This window comes from Mycobacterium sp. (assembly GCF_049647605.1).
Taxonomy (GTDB): Bacteria; Actinomycetota; Actinomycetes; order Mycobacteriales; family Mycobacteriaceae; genus Mycobacterium.
In genome coordinates this window covers 50,932-65,091 of record NZ_JBARXZ010000099.1, presented here as the reverse complement: position 1 = coordinate 65,091, position 14,160 = coordinate 50,932, and the positions used below count along the sequence as shown (strand labels likewise).

At 67.0% G+C, this 14,160-nt stretch carries 12 protein-coding genes; 5 read left to right on the top strand and 7 right to left on the bottom strand.

The window, feature by feature from the left end:
* Positions 1-299 precede the first annotated feature (299 nt).
* On the top strand, positions 300-1,133 hold the full coding sequence (locus WBB07_RS12550; RefSeq protein ID WP_526308111.1) for an FAD binding domain-containing protein: 834 nt from the start codon (positions 300-302) through the stop codon (positions 1,131-1,133).
* A complete protein-coding gene (locus WBB07_RS12545; protein ID WP_526308109.1) occupies positions 1,130-3,850 on the top strand; it encodes a molybdopterin-dependent oxidoreductase in 2,721 nt (906 codons plus the stop codon). Before WBB07_RS12550 ends, WBB07_RS12545 begins: the two co-directional genes overlap by 4 nt.
* A 32-nt stretch (positions 3,851-3,882) precedes the next feature.
* Here the strand turns inward: WBB07_RS12545 and WBB07_RS12540 are convergent, their stop codons facing one another.
* The gene (locus WBB07_RS12540; protein ID WP_526308107.1) at positions 3,883-4,506 is read right to left on the bottom strand and encodes a TIGR03085 family metal-binding protein; all 624 of its coding nucleotides are present in this window, start codon (positions 4,504-4,506) and stop codon (positions 3,883-3,885) included.
* Between the two features lie 78 nt (positions 4,507-4,584).
* On the opposite strand from WBB07_RS12540, the gene WBB07_RS12535 reads away from it, so the two are divergent.
* Positions 4,585-5,121, top strand: a complete 537-nt coding sequence (locus tag WBB07_RS12535; protein WP_526308220.1) for a restriction endonuclease — start codon at positions 4,585-4,587, stop codon at positions 5,119-5,121.
* On the opposite strand, the gene lat is transcribed toward WBB07_RS12535, so the two are convergent.
* Complete coding sequence (lat, locus tag WBB07_RS12530; RefSeq protein WP_526308105.1) at positions 5,114-6,442, bottom strand: L-lysine 6-transaminase; 1,329 nt, start codon at positions 6,440-6,442, stop codon at positions 5,114-5,116. The genes WBB07_RS12535 and lat overlap by 8 nt on opposite strands.
* A gap of 199 nt (positions 6,443-6,641) precedes the next feature.
* Positions 6,642-7,100 (bottom strand): Lrp/AsnC family transcriptional regulator, encoded by a 459-nt coding sequence (locus WBB07_RS12525; RefSeq protein WP_526308103.1) that lies wholly within the window; start codon positions 7,098-7,100, stop codon positions 6,642-6,644.
* Between the two features lie 95 nt (positions 7,101-7,195).
* Between WBB07_RS12525 and amaB the strand changes: the two genes are divergently transcribed.
* Positions 7,196-8,761 carry an L-piperidine-6-carboxylate dehydrogenase gene (amaB, locus tag WBB07_RS12520; RefSeq protein ID WP_526308101.1) on the top strand — a complete coding sequence of 522 codons (1,566 nt, stop codon included), beginning with the start codon at positions 7,196-7,198 and terminating at the stop codon, positions 8,759-8,761.
* 13 nt (positions 8,762-8,774) lie between these two features.
* Here amaB and WBB07_RS12515 read toward each other — a convergent pair whose 3' ends face one another.
* The 3 genes from WBB07_RS12515 to WBB07_RS12505 form a co-directional block, all read right to left on the bottom strand.
* The gene (locus tag WBB07_RS12515) at positions 8,775-10,025 is read right to left on the bottom strand and encodes an acyl-CoA dehydrogenase family protein (protein WP_526308099.1); all 1,251 of its coding nucleotides are present in this window, start codon (positions 10,023-10,025) and stop codon (positions 8,775-8,777) included.
* A gap of 85 nt (positions 10,026-10,110) precedes the next feature.
* A complete protein-coding gene (locus WBB07_RS12510) occupies positions 10,111-11,169 on the bottom strand; it encodes a phosphotransferase family protein (RefSeq protein WP_526308097.1) in 1,059 nt (352 codons plus the stop codon).
* Positions 11,166-11,744, bottom strand: coding sequence for a TetR/AcrR family transcriptional regulator (locus WBB07_RS12505; RefSeq protein WP_526308218.1), 579 nt, complete (start codon positions 11,742-11,744; stop codon positions 11,166-11,168). The genes WBB07_RS12510 and WBB07_RS12505 overlap by 4 nt, the downstream gene beginning before the upstream one ends.
* A 323-nt stretch (positions 11,745-12,067) precedes the next feature.
* Between WBB07_RS12505 and WBB07_RS12500 the strand changes: the two genes are divergently transcribed.
* Positions 12,068-12,865 (top strand): SDR family oxidoreductase, encoded by a 798-nt coding sequence (locus WBB07_RS12500; protein ID WP_526308095.1) that lies wholly within the window; start codon positions 12,068-12,070, stop codon positions 12,863-12,865.
* Positions 12,866-12,869: 4 nt separating this feature from the next.
* Here the strand turns inward: WBB07_RS12500 and WBB07_RS12495 are convergent, their stop codons facing one another.
* Entirely contained in the window at positions 12,870-14,123 is a 1,254-nt protein-coding gene (locus tag WBB07_RS12495; RefSeq protein WP_526308093.1) for an alpha-hydroxy acid oxidase, read from the bottom strand.
* Positions 14,124-14,160: the final 37 nt, after the last annotated feature.

Genomic DNA, 14,160 nt, shown 5'->3' with positions numbered 1-14,160 from the left:
CAGCGGCCGCAGTAACGGTGGAAAACCGTGTCGCAGGGTTGACGCCCGCGTGACGACCGTGGCCCAGTCGCAGTTGTGGCTGCGACCTGTGCATGACTGCCATTGTGTTCCTCTCCGGTGACCCTCTGTACCCGTACCGCCGGAACTCAAAACGTGCCGTCATGAATTTATCGAATTGATGCACTGTTGTGGGCCGGAATGTGACGTACTTCCTCCCAAATGGGAAGTTCCTGCAGGACAAAGACGAACATTCATTTCTCTGCGCTGCGGCCGTTCACTGGTGTGACTAGCGTTCACGCATGGACCTCTGTTCTGTCGAGGCCGTCGACACCCCCAGCAATCGCGACGACATCTGGCCGCTCGGCCCCCACGACGCCGTGGTGGCCGGGGGAACCTGGCTGTTCTCCGAACCGCAGCCGGCACTGCACCGGCTGGTAGACATCACCCGGCTGGGCTGGCCGCCGGTGGTGGTCACCGACGGCGGGGTGGAACTCGCCGCAACGTGCACCATCGCCCGGTTGGCCCGGCTTTCCGACGAGCTGACCGCATCCCATCCGCAGTGGATGGCGGCGCCGCTGCTGCGCCAGAGCTGCACGGCGCTGCTTGCGTCGTTCAAGATCTGGCATACCGCGACCGTCGGCGGGAATGTGTGCCTGTCATTCCCCGCCGGGTCGATGATCTCGCTGCTGTCCGCGCTCGACGGCACGGTGAGCGTGTGGCGTCCCGACGGCTCGGACTATCGCATCCCCGTCACAGAGTTTGTCACCGGCAATGCCTCCAACGTGTTGGGCCCCGGCGAGGTGGTGCGCGCCGTGCACATTCCCGCATCGGCGCTGCGGGCCACCACCGCATTCCGCAAACTGGCGCCATCGCCCCTGGGTCGCTCAGCAGTGGTGGCGATCGGGCGTCGCGACACCAGAACCGACGGCGGCCGATTCACGCTGTCGATCACCGCGGCGACGGTGCGTCCGGTCGTCTTCACGTTCGACGCCGTGCCCACGGCCGGCGCCCTCCGGGCGGCGTACGCCACCGTTGCCGACCACCTGTGGACCAGCGATGCCCACGGAGATCCACAGTGGCGTCGCGGTGTCTCGCTGACACTGGCCGAGCAGGTTCGGGGACAGCTGCAGTGAGTGTGCGTATCAACGGCAGTCTCGCCGTCGGCGCCCCCTGGCCCGGCCAGTGCCTGCGCAGTTTCCTGCGCGACGCCGGGCATTTCGAGGTCAAGCTGGGCTGCGACACCGGCGACTGCGGCGCCTGTTCGGTGCTCGTCGACGGTGAGGCGGTCCATTCCTGCGTGTACCCGGCATACCGGGCCGACGGATGTGACGTCACCACGGTGGCCGGGCTCGGCACACCCGGAGATCTTCATCCGATGCAGCGGAGGTTCTTCGAGGCCGCCGGCTTCCAGTGTGGCTTCTGCACCGCGGGCATGATCACCACCGCGGTCACGCTGACCGACGACCAACTCGAGGATCTGCCCGGCAGCCTCAAGGGAAACCTGTGTCGCTGCACCGGATATCGGTCGATCACCGACGCCATCGAGGGCCGCTCGAACATCGAGAAGACGGCCCAGGGCGCCGAGGTGGGCCGGTCGGTGGGCGCGCTGGCGGGCGTCCGGGTGGTGACCGGCACCGAGCAGTACACGATGGACTTCGCCATGCCAGGGCTATTGCACCTCGTGGTGCTCTCCAGCAATCAGGCGCATGCCCGGATCCGCTCCATCGACACCTCGGCGGCGGAGGCGATCGACGGAGTTGTGCTGGTGCTGACGCACCATGACAGCCCGTCGGTGGCATTCTCCACCGCCCGCCACCAGAGCCGCTTCGACGATCCCGACGACACCTACATCCTCGACGACACCGTGCGGTTCGTCGGCCAACGGGTGGCTGCCGTTGTCGCCGACAACCCGCGCACGGCGGAGCTGGCCTGCCGTGCGATTGTCGTCGAGTACGAACCGTTGCCCGCGGTGTTCGATCCTGACCGGGCGCGGCAGCCCGGAGCACCGCTGCTACACCCGGACAAGGGGCCGGCCAGCCGGATCGCGGACATTGCACGCAATACGGTGTCCGAGATACATGCCGGGGTCGGCGATCTCGACGCCGGGCTGGCCGCCGCGCGGGCCTCCGGCGGCGCGGTGATCACCGGCCGCTGGCAGACCCAGCGGGTGCAGCACACTCATCTGGAGACCCACGGCTGCACCGGCTGGCGCGACGACGATGGCCGCCTGGTGATCCGCAGCAGCACCCAGGTGCCGTTCCTGGTCCGCGACGAGCTGTGCCATCTGTTCGACCTTGCACCCGATCAGGTCCGGGTGTTCACCAAACGGGTCGGCGGCGGGTTCGGCGCCAAACAGGAGATGCTCACCGAAGACCTGGTGGCGCTGGCCGTGCTGCGGCTGGGTCGGCCGGTCCGTTACGAGTTCACCCGCCAGGATCAGTTCACCGTCGCACCATGTCGGCATCCGTACCGGATCGACGTCACCGTGGCCGCGGGCGGTGACGGACGGTTGACCGCACTCGGTGTCGACGTGCTGGTGGACGCGGGCGCCTACGGCAATCACACACCGGGTGTGATGTTCCACAGCTGCGGCGAATCCATTGCGCTGTACCGCTGCCCGAACAAACGGGTCGACGCGCAGGCGGTGTACACCAACAACCTGCCGTCCGGGGCGTTCCGCGGCTACGGGTTGTCGCAGATGGTCTTTGCCGTCGAGTCGGCGGTCGACGAGTTGGCCGCCGCCCTCGGCATCGACCCGTTCGAGATGCGACGCCGCAATGTCGTGGTACCCGGCGACGGGTTCGTCGATTCCCATGTCGCCGAGGATGATCTGAGCTTCGGCAGCTACGGCCTCGATCAGTGCCTGGAGCTGGTCCACAGCGCCCTGTCCGAGGCGTCCGGCCCACCCGCGCCCCACGGCCCGCAGTGGCGGATCGGCACCGGGATGGCCGTGTCGATGATCGCGACCGTGCCGCCGCGCGGGCATTTTGCCGACGCCCGCATCGAGTTGACCGGCGCGGACGGGTACACCCTGTCGGTGGGTACCGTCGAGTTCGGCAACGGTACCTCGACAGTGCACGCTCAGCTCGCGGCCACCGAGCTCGGCACCACCGTCGACCGAATCACATTGCGCCAGTCCGATACCGACGTGATCGGGTTCGACACCGGGGCGTTCGGTTCGGCGGGGACGGTGGTGGCGGGGAAAGCGGTGCAATTGGCGTGCGCCCAGCTGCGCAGCCGGCTCATCGAGGCCGCCGCCGGGCTCATCGGTGTGGCTGCCGACGCGTGCGAGCTGGGGCCTCTCGGCGTGCAGTGCGGGGCCCGCTTCGTCTCCCTTGCCGAGCTGACGGCGGCGGGGCCGGTGATCGGTGTGGGTCGCCATGACGGCACTCCCCGCTCGGTAGCGTTCAATGTCCACGGATTCCGGGTGGCCGTGGACACCGACACCGGCATGGTGCGCATCCTGCAGTCGGTACAGGCCGCCGATGCCGGGGTGGTGGTCAACCCCCAACAGTGCCGTGGCCAGGTGGAAGGTGGTGTGGCACAGGCGATCGGCGGGGCGTTGTACGAGGAGATGCTGCTGAGCCCCGCCGGGGTGGTGACCAATTCGGCCCTGCGTGGCTATCACATCCCGCAGTTGGCCGACATACCGGTGACCGAGGTGTATTTTGCCGACACCTACGACCAGACGGGCCCGCTGGGCGCCAAGTCGATGAGCGAGTCGCCCTACAACCCGGTGGCGCCTGCCCTGGCCAACGCGATCTGTGACGCCACTGGGGTGCGGTTGCGCCAATTGCCGATGACACCGGCCCGGGTGTGGCGGGCGGTGGGGACGCTCAGGCAGTCATGATGTTCGTTTGGCGTCGTAGTATTCGTTTGGCGTCATAGCCCGCGTTTTGCGGATTTGACCGCTGCCACTGCGGCGTCGTCGCCGGTGAACTCCACGCGGATGGCGTCGCGGCCGAAAGCGTAGAGCAGCAGCTCTTCCGGTTCACCGGTCATCACCACCTCGGGGCCGCTGCCGACCGTCGCCAGAGTGCGACCCTCGGGGGTCCGCAGGATCAGCCGGGCCGGCACCTTGGCCAGCGTGACCCGGCTCAGCACGGGGAACGTCCGCAGCAGCGCCGCAACGGTAGCGCTGTCCAATTGTCTTGGCTCCCATGCCGGCTGCGCGCGCCGCACATCCTCGTGATGGATGAACATCTCGGTGACGTTGACCAGGGGGTCCAGCAGTTTGAACGGGGAGTAGATCGGCGGCCCCCCGGCGATCTTGTCGACCAGCTCCTCCCAGGGGGTTGAGGCCGCGATCTGGTCCTGCACCTTGGCCGTGTATCCCGCCAGGGGGCTGATCGCGATGCCGGGCGTGGCATCGAGGCGGCGTTCCCGCAGCACCAGATGGGCGGCGAGGTCGCGAGCCGTCCAGCCCTCGCACAGAGTGGGCGCCTCAGGTCCGGTGGCGCGCAGGGTGTCGACAAGTGCGGCGCGTTCCCGCTGGGCAACAGTCATGATCTTCACAGTAATCCCGGCCGGACTCGACGGCCTGTCGGTGCGCACCTTTACGATCTGGCCGTGCGACGGACGACGATGTACGCAGTGGTCGCGGCGACCGCCGCGCTGGCGGCGTACGCGGCCGGCGTGGACGGCTGGTGGTGTGGGGTCGTCGCGGTGCTGGCACCGGCAGCTCTGCTGGCGCTGCCGCGGTTTCTCTCGGGTGCGCTGCGCGGCGCGATCACCCCGGCAGCGTCGGAAAGGCCGACGGAGGCCATGTCCGGCACCGACTTCGAGGACTATGTTGCCCGGATCGCCCGCAGTTGCGGGATTCCGGTGATCATGACGCCGTTGACCGGCGACTGGGGTGTCGACCTGATCCTCGGTCGCCGTCCGGACCGTATCGCCGTGCAATGCAAACGGTTGGGCCGCCCGGTCGGCCCCGGCGCGGTGCAGGAGGTGGTCGCGGGTGCCCCGATGCAGGACTGCACCCAGACGATGGTGGTGTCCAACCAGGAATTCACCCCGGCCGCGCGCCGACTGGCCGAACAGCACGGTTGTGTGCTGGTCGGCGGGTCGGAGCTGCCCAGGCTGCGTGCCGTGATCCGGAGACTGACCAGCCCGGTCAGCTGAGCGCCGCGCGCACGGCTTCGACGGCGATGTCGATCTCGGCACGTGAGACCGTCAGCGCCGGACGGAACCGGACGCTGCTCGGCCCGCTGGCCAGCATCACCACTCCGCGCTGCCACAACCGGTTGATCAGCTCGTCGCGTTGTTCCGGTGTCGGCAGGCTGAAAGCGCACATGAGCCCACGTCCCCGGACGTCGCACACGACATCGGGCAGCTGGGCCGCCAAGCCGTCGAGCCGCTCCAGGAGGTAGCTGCCGTGAGCCGCGGCCCGGGAGAACAGCCCGTCGGACTCGATGGTTTCCAGGATGCGCCGCGACCGCACCATGTCGACGAGGTTTCCCCCCCAGGTCGAGTTGATCCGGGAGCTGACGTGGAACACGTTGTCGGCCACCTCGTCGACCCGGCGACCCGCCATCACGCCACACACCTGGGTCTTCTTGCCGAATGCCACCACGTCGGGCGTGACTCCCAGCTGCTGGTAAGCCCATGCGGTGCCGGTGATCCCGCAGCCGGTTTGCACCTCGTCGAAGATCAGCAGGGCGTTGTACTCGTCGCACAGCTCGCGCATCGCGGCGAAGAACTGCGGGCGGAAATGCCGGTCGCCGCCCTCGCCCTGGATGGGTTCGGCGAGGAAGCAGGCGATGTTGTGGGGGTTGGCTTCGAAGGCGGCACGGGCCTGGCGCAGCGACTCCGCTTCCAACGCTGCCATGTCGGCACCGGGACGCAGGAAGGGAGCGTCGATACGTGGCCAGTCGAACTTCGGGAAACGCGCGACTTTGTTGGGGTCGGTGTTGGTCAGCGACAGGGTGTAGCCGCTACGACCGTGGAACGCTCCTCGAAGATGCAGCACCTTGGTGCCGAGTTCGGCTGAGATTCCCCGTGATTCGTTGAATCGACTCTTCCAGTCGAATGCGACTTTCAGGGCGTTCTCGACAGCCAGCGCCCCGCCGTCGACGAAGAACAGGTGAGGCAGCGCCGGATCGCCGAGCACGCGGGTGAAAGTGTCCACAAAACGTGCCATCGGCACCGTGTAGATGTCGGAGTTGCTGGGTTTGTTGATCGCGGCGGCTGCCAGTTCTGCGCGGAAGTCGGCGTCGTCGGCCAGCGCCGGGTGGTTCATCCCGAGCGCCGACGACGCGAAGAAGGTGAACATGTCGAGGTAACGCCGGCCGTTGCGGGCGTCGACCAGATAGCTGCCGCGAGAGGCCTCGAGGTCCAGAACCAGGTCCATGCCGTCGGCCAGAATGCTGCGGGCCAGCACCTGGTGAACCTCACCGGCGCTGATCACACACGATTCCTCAGCAGATGCCAAAAGTTCCGTCATGGGCGCCATATTAGCGGAATATTTACCACTCCTGCCAGTTCTGCCCGCTATTTTTCCGGTCAAGGACCTCGGATGTCGCCCGCTCCTCCCGTCCGCACCCCGCCCCGCCTATCGCCGCGAGCAGACACAAAGTCGGCCGATACGCAGGGATTTCACGCGACTTTGTGTCTGCTCGCCGTGGGCAAGGTGACCGGAAAATTTACGGCAACGATTGCCGTCCATCGTAAAAAGTTTGTAGGATGATCGTGCTTCGCGTGCGGACGTTCGCGGCCGTGCGGATCTGCTGCAACAGGTCCTCCAGAGCCCGGGCCGATCCGACACGCACCAGCAGGACGTAGCTGTCCTCCCCCGCCACCGAGTGACATGACTCGATGGCACTGATGTGCTCCAACCGGGTGGGCGCATCGTCGGGTTGAGACGGATCGAGAGGACTGATGGCGACAAACGCCGACAACATGTGGCCCACCGCTTCAGGGTTGATCCGCGCCGTGTATCCCGTCACCACACCACGGGATTCGAGCCGCCGCACCCGCGCCTGCACCGCCGAGACGGACAGACCGGCGGTACCGGCCAGATGAGCCAGTGTGGCCCGGCCGTCCGCGACAAGCTCACGCACCAGCGTTCTGTCGATGTCATCGAGATGCTCGCCGTCGGCCATTGCCGGAGACTATCGCAGGATCGGGCCGCCATGAACCGTCATCCGCCGTTGCGCCAGACGGCCTTTCCCGATCTCCCCCACCAGAAAGCGGCATCATGACAGTCATGGGAATTCAACAGGACGCACTACCGAGGGCCGACGTGCTGCGAGGCCGCGCCCGGGAGGCACTCGCGGCGATCATGGATCGTCCCGTCGAGGACACCGAACTCGCCGCCCCGGGACGGCCCGGGGTCCCGTCGAGCACACCGGTGACCGGCGATGTGTTGTTCTCCATCGTCGACACCCTCGAGGAGGATGTCGACGGCGCGATCACAGCGGCTGCAGAGGCGTTCTCGAAGTGGCGCACCACTCCGGCACCGGTGCGCGGTGCGCTGGTCGCCCGTCTCGGCGATCTGCTCACCACCCACAAAGCTGATCTGGCGTGCCTGGTCACCATCGAGGCCGGCAAGATCACCTCCGAGGCCCTCGGCGAGGTGCAGGAGATGATCGATATCTGCCAGTTCGCGGTCGGCCTGTCCCGCCAGCTCTACGGCCGCACCATCGCCTCCGAGCGTCCCGGTCACCGCCTGATGGAGACCTGGCACCCGCTCGGGGTCGTCGGTGTCATCACCGCCTTCAACTTCCCGGTTGCGGTGTGGGCCTGGAATTCCGCGATTGCGCTGGTGTGTGGCGACACGGTGGTGTGGAAGCCCTCCGAGCTGACCCCGTTGACCGCCATCGCCTGTCAGGCACTACTGGAACGCGCGGCCCACGATGTCGGCGCCCCGACAGCGGTCAGCCAGCTGGTCATCGGCGGCCGCGAGGTGGGTGAGCGCCTGGTCGACGATCCCCGGGTGGCGCTGCTCAGTGCCACCGGTTCGGTCCGGATGGGTCGCCAGGTGGGCCCGCGGGTGGCGCAGCGGTTCGGCAAGGTCCTGCTCGAGCTGGGAGGTAACAACGCCGCGATCGTCACACCGTCGGCCGACCTGGATCTGGCGGTGCGCGGCATCGTCTTCGCCGCGGCGGGGACCGCCGGCCAGCGGTGCACCAGCCTGCGTCGGGTGATCGCCCACACGTCGGTGGTCGACTCACTGGTGGAGCGCGTCGTCACGGCCTATCACAGCCTGCCCGTCGGCAGCCCGTTCGATGACGGCACCCTGGTGGGGCCGCTGATCCACGAGACCGCCTTCCGCGACATGGTGGGCGCGCTGGAGCAGGCGCGCGCCGACGGCGGTGAGGTCATAGGCGGCGATCGGGTCGACGTCGGCGGTGAGGACGGAGCCTTCTACGTCCGCCCCGCCGTGGTGCGCATGCCGGAGCAGACGGCGATCGTGCACGACGAGACCTTCGCCCCGATTCTCTACGTGTTGACCTATGACACACTCGACCAGGCAATCGCTCTGAACAATGCTGTTCCACAAGGTCTTTCATCGGCGATCTTCACCACCGACATCCGCGAGGCGGAGCGGTTCATGGCCGCCGACGGCTCGGACTGCGGTATCGCCAACGTCAACATCGGGACCTCCGGCGCCGAGATCGGCGGCGCGTTCGGCGGGGAGAAACAGACCGGCGGCGGCCGCGAGTCCGGCTCGGATTCCTGGAAGGCCTACATGCGCCGGGCCACCAACACCGTCAACTACTCCTCGGAGCTGCCCCTGGCCCAAGGCGTCCAGTTCGGCTGAGGTGTTCGGTGCCTCAGCGCCGATCGTGCTTGCGGAGCTCGGCTTTGGCGATCGAGCGCAGGTGCACCTCGTCGGGTCCGTCGAAGATGCGCATCGACCGGTGCCATCCGTACATGGCGGCCAGGGGAACGTCGTCGCTGACCCCGGCACCGCCGTGCACCTGGATGGCCCGATCGATGACATCGAGTGCAACTCTGGGCACCGATACCTTCGCGGCCGAGATGATTTGTGCAGCAGCTTTGTTCCCGCGCTCATCGATGGTCTTGGCCGCGAACTGGCAGAGTAGGCGAGCCTGGTCGATCGCGATCCGGGACTCCGCAATCTGCTGCTGCACGGTGCCCTGGTCGGCCAACGGTTTGCCGAACGCCACCCGCGAGCTCGCGCGGGCGGTCATCAATGCCAGCGCCCGCTCGGCTGCGCCGAGTGCCCGCATGCAGTGGTGGATGCGGCCGGGCCCCAAACGTGCCTGGGCGACGGCAAATCCGGCGCCCTCCTCACCGAGGACATTGCTGACGGGAACCCGGACGTCGTCGTAGTTCACTTCGCAGTGTCCATGCTGGTCGTACCTTCCGAAGACGGGTACGTCGCGGACCACAGTCACCCCGGGGGTGTCCATCGGCACCAGGACCATGGACTGTTGCCGGTGCGATGCGGCGGTGGGGTCGGTTTTGCCCATCACGATCAGCAACTTGCAGCGTGGATCGGCCGCGCCGCTGGTCCACCATTTGCGTCCGTTGATGACGTAATGGTCGCCGTCGCGTTCGATGCGCGTCTCGATGTTGGTGGCATCCGAGCTGGCCACCGCGATCTCGGTCATCGAGAAGGCCGAACGGATCTCACCCTGGAGCAACGGCTGTAGCCATCGTGCCTTCTGCTCATCGGTGCCGAACAGGTGCAGCAGCTCCATGTTGCCGGTGTCCGGCGCCTGGCCGTTGGTGGCCTCCGGTGCCAGATGCAGACTCCACCCGGTGATCTCCGCCAGGCCCGCGTAGTCGAGTTGGCCGATTCCGGACTCCGCCGGCAGGAACAGATTCCACAGACCCCGGGCACGTGCTTCTTTCTTGAGGTCCTCGATCACCGGCGGGACGACGTGGTCCTGCGGTCCGGCTTCGTGGCGGTACGCCTCGTAGGCGTGTTCGGCCGGGAAGACCTGGGTGTGCATGAAATCCACCAGCTGCGACCGCAATTCCCGCGCGCGCGCAGAGGGACGCAGGTCCAGCGTGGCGGGGTCGGTTTCGGCGGGTAGTACCGGTGTGGCGGTCATGAGATTCCCTTCGTGGGTAGCGGCCAGCGCCGCAGGTTCCGGTCGGCAAGAACACCCGGCCGGTCGGTTCGGTGGCGCCGGCAGGTCAGCCGGTCAGGCCGGGCACTCCCGAGCGGCCGGCGCGTTCGAGGGCCCGGTTCAGCAGCGGGCCGACCATGGCGCCCACGTCGTCGAAATCCGCACCCGTGGTGTGTCCTTGGAGGTGGCGGGCGTGGATCCCTTCGAGGATCACCGCCACTTTGAAGTCCGCGAATACGAGGTACCAGTCGATATCGGAGACCTCGATGTTGCGGGCCGTCAGGTAGGTCTGCACCAGTTCGTCACGGGTGGGGAAACCGGGCAGTGCGGTGGCACCGGCGGTGATCGGGTTGTGGAACTCGCCCTCGTGGTCCCAGAACGAGCAGAGGATTCCGAGGTCGGTGAGAGTGTCCCCGAGGGTCGACATCTCCCAGTCCAGGACACCCAGGATTCGTGTCGGGTCGTCCGCCGCCACCATGAGGTTGTCGATTTTGAAGTCTCCGTGGACGATTCCCGGATACGGCGAAGCGGGTAGGGCGGCGGCGAGTCGGGAGTGCAGCTCGGCGACTTCCGCCCGGGGTGCGGTGGCCGAGGATTCCCACTGTTTGAGCCAACGCCGGAGCTGCCGTTCCAGGTAACCGGCGGGCCGGCCCCAGTCGCCGAGGCCGACCGAGCCCGGCTCGATGTCGTGGAGGTCGGCCAGCATCCGGATCATGTTGTCCGCGAGCGTCGCCCGTTGCGCCGGAGTGAGCGTCCGGGTGTCATCGGCAGTGCGCAGGGTGATGCCGTCGAGTCGGTCCATCACGTAGAACGGCGCGCCCAGCACCGCGGTGTCCTCGCAAAGGCCGACGGTGCGGGGTACGGGCACGACGCTGCCGAACAGGGCTGTCATGACCCGGTATTCGCGTGCCATGTCGTGTGCCGTCGGCAGAACATGGCCGACGGGTGGGCGCCGCAGGATCCAGTGGCGCTGCCCGTCGCTGAGTTCGTAGGTCGGGTTGGATCGGCCGCCGGCAATCAGTCGGACCGCGAGTTCGTCGCCGACGGGTGCGTTGTCGTGCTCGGCGAGCCAGTCACGCACGCGGGTGCGCGCCGGCTGTTCCAAGGTGTGTCCCGGCGCGCTCATCGTTGCGCCCCAACGGTTCCCAAGGCCAGGCTGGCGTAGCGTTCGGCCATTTCATCGGGTGACAGGCTTCCATCCGGTCGATACCAGCTGGCGATCGAGTAGCCCATGTTGATGATGGCCCGGGCCGCCTCCCGCGGGAATGGTGTGGTGAAGCTCCCCTCGGCGACACCACGGTCGATGATCTCGCGGAATGTCTGCTCTTGCTGGTCCCGGAGCGCCACGACGATTCGGTGGCCCACGTCGTCGAGGCTGCGGAGCTCGGAGGCGCCGATCAGCGCCTCGGCGCGTCGCTGCGTGTGGAACAGCGCCCAGGCCCGCATCAACGCGTCGAGCTGTACGGTCGGGGTGTTACCGGCCCGGATGACGGCGGCATTCGTCTGCGAGATGACCTCTTTCATCGCCGCCTCCATGATGTGTTGAAGGATGTGCTGTTTCGAGGGGAAGTGGTGATAGATCGAGGCCGGCGTCATCCCGGCGTCGCGCGCGATATCGCGGATCGAGGTGCCGTGGTAGCCGCGAGCCTGGAAGTTCTCCACGGCGGCGGCGATGATGATCTGGCTGCCGCTGCCGCTCACCGGCCTCGCTACCCGGGACGCTCCGGCACCCACGGCGGCACCTGAGGTCCCCACTCGAGCTGCCTGCACGGGCCCCTCCTGGTTGTGTTGCTCCGCCACACGTCTCTGCGAGAAGTTGGACTTCAACGAGACTGCCAACCGAACGATCGTTTGTCAATAGTTCACAGCTCCACTCATCCGTGCACTTCAACGTGATTTCTGTTCAGTTCATGCACGGCGATCCGCTAAACGTTCGATCGGCATCGGCGATGCGCTCCGGCCGGCACCATGCCGAACCCGGCATACCTGGCGGGTGCGCCTGCCGCAGACGGTAAGCATGTCTCATGGACATCGACGGCAAGGTCGCCATCGTCACCGGTGGCGGCTCGGGTATCGGCAAGGCACTTTCAGAAGGCTTGACCAATGCGGGCGCCCGCGTTGTCGTCGGCGATCTCGACGAGGCGAGCGCTGTCGACACCGCAGGCCTGATCGGCACCGGCGCGGTGGCGCTACGAGCAGACGCCGGCACCGCCGACGGCATCGCTTCGTTGATCAGCCTGGCCGAGAACACGTTCGGGCCCGTCGACATCTACGTCGCGAATGCCGGCATCATCGGCGCGTCCGGGCTCGGCGATGACGCCGACTGGGACCGGGTGCTCGAGGTCAATCTGCGCTCCCATGTGCGCGCTGCCGAACAGCTGGTGCCGGGGTGGCAGTCTCGCGGGAGCGGCTACTTCGTCTCGGTGGCCTCCGCGGCAGGATTGCTGTCACAACTGGGCGCGGCCGGCTACGCGGTCACCAAACATGCGGCGGTGGGTTTTGCCGAGTGGCTGGCGATCACCTACGGCGACGACGGGATCGGCGTCAGCTGTGTCTGTCCGCTCGGGGTGGACACTCCCCTGCTGGACGCGGTCCGCGCCTCCACGGATCTTTCCGGCCGGGTAGGCGCGGAGTCGATTGTGCAGTCCGGCAACGTGATCAGCGCCGCCGATGTCGCGGCGACGACGCTGGACGCCATCCGAGAGAACCGCTTCCTGGCGCTACCGCACCCGGCGGTTCTCGACATGTACCGCGGCAAGGGCAACGACTACGACCGGTGGATCTCAGGTATGCGGCGATACCAGCGCACGCTGCGAGGCTGAGCCGTCACTGTAGCTGCGAGACCGCCGAACCTCGGGGCACCATGCGGACCAGCTGGGTGACGTGTTCGGGGCGCAGTTCTTCCAGCGAGGTGACGCCGAGCAGACGCATGGTCCTGGCGATCTGGCCACTGACGATCTCGATCATCTTGTCCACACCGGCTTCTCCGCCTGCCATCAGGCCGTACAGGTAGGCACGTCCCAGCAGCGTGAAGTCGGCTCCGAGAGCAACGGCCGCGACCACGTCCGCACCGGACATGATCCCGGTGTCGAGCAGGATCTCGTATTCGCTGCCCACTTCTCTGGCCACCTCGGGCAGCAGGTGGAACGGGATCGGGGCCCGATCCAATTGGCGGCCACCGTGATTGGACAGCACGATGCCGTCGACGCCGATCCCGGCGACCTTTTTGGCGTCCTCCAGATTCTGGATTCCCTTGACCACCACTTTCCCCGGCCACTGATCGCGGATCCAGGCCAGGTCGTTGAAGTCGACGGTGGGGTCGAACATCGTGTCGAGCAGCTCGCCGACAGTGCCCGACCAGCGGTCCAGCGACGCAAACGACAACGGTTCGGTGGTCAGGAAGTCGAACCACCACCAAGGCCGCGGAATTGCGTTGACCACGGTGGACAGGGTCAGCTGCGGTGGCAGCGAGAAACCGTTGCGCTTGTCCCGCAGCCGGGCACCGGCGACGGGCACGTCGACGGTGACCAGCAGGGTGTCGAAGCCGGCCTTCGCAGCGCGCTCGACCAAAGCCATGGACCGGTCGCGGTCTTTCCACATGTAGAGCTGAAACCAGTTGCGGCCATGCGGGTTTGCCGCCTGAACATCCTCGATCGAGGTGGTACCCATGGTGGACAGCGAGAAGGGGATGCCGGCCCGGGCCGCGGCGCGGGCGCCGGCGATCTCACCTTCGGTGTGCATCATCCGGGTGAAGCCGGTGGGTGCGATACCGAACGGTTGCGCGACCGGTGCCCCCAGAACCTCTCGCGCAGTGGAGACCGCGGCGACGTTGCGCAGGATCGACGGCGTGAACTCGATGTCCTCGAACGCCTGGCGCGCCCGGGCCAGTGAGATCTCGGCCTCGGCGGCACCTTCGGTGTAGTCGAACGCGGCGCGGGGGGTTCGCCGCTTGGCGATCTTGCGCAGGTCGTAGACGGTCTGCGCCTTGTCCAGCCGGTTCTGCTTGAAATCCAGACTCGGCTTCTTGAACTGCAGCAACGGAGCCAGATCATGGATCTTGGGAACTTGACGGCGGATCATCGGCGCATCCTTACATCACTGGCGGAGCCCTACGAGC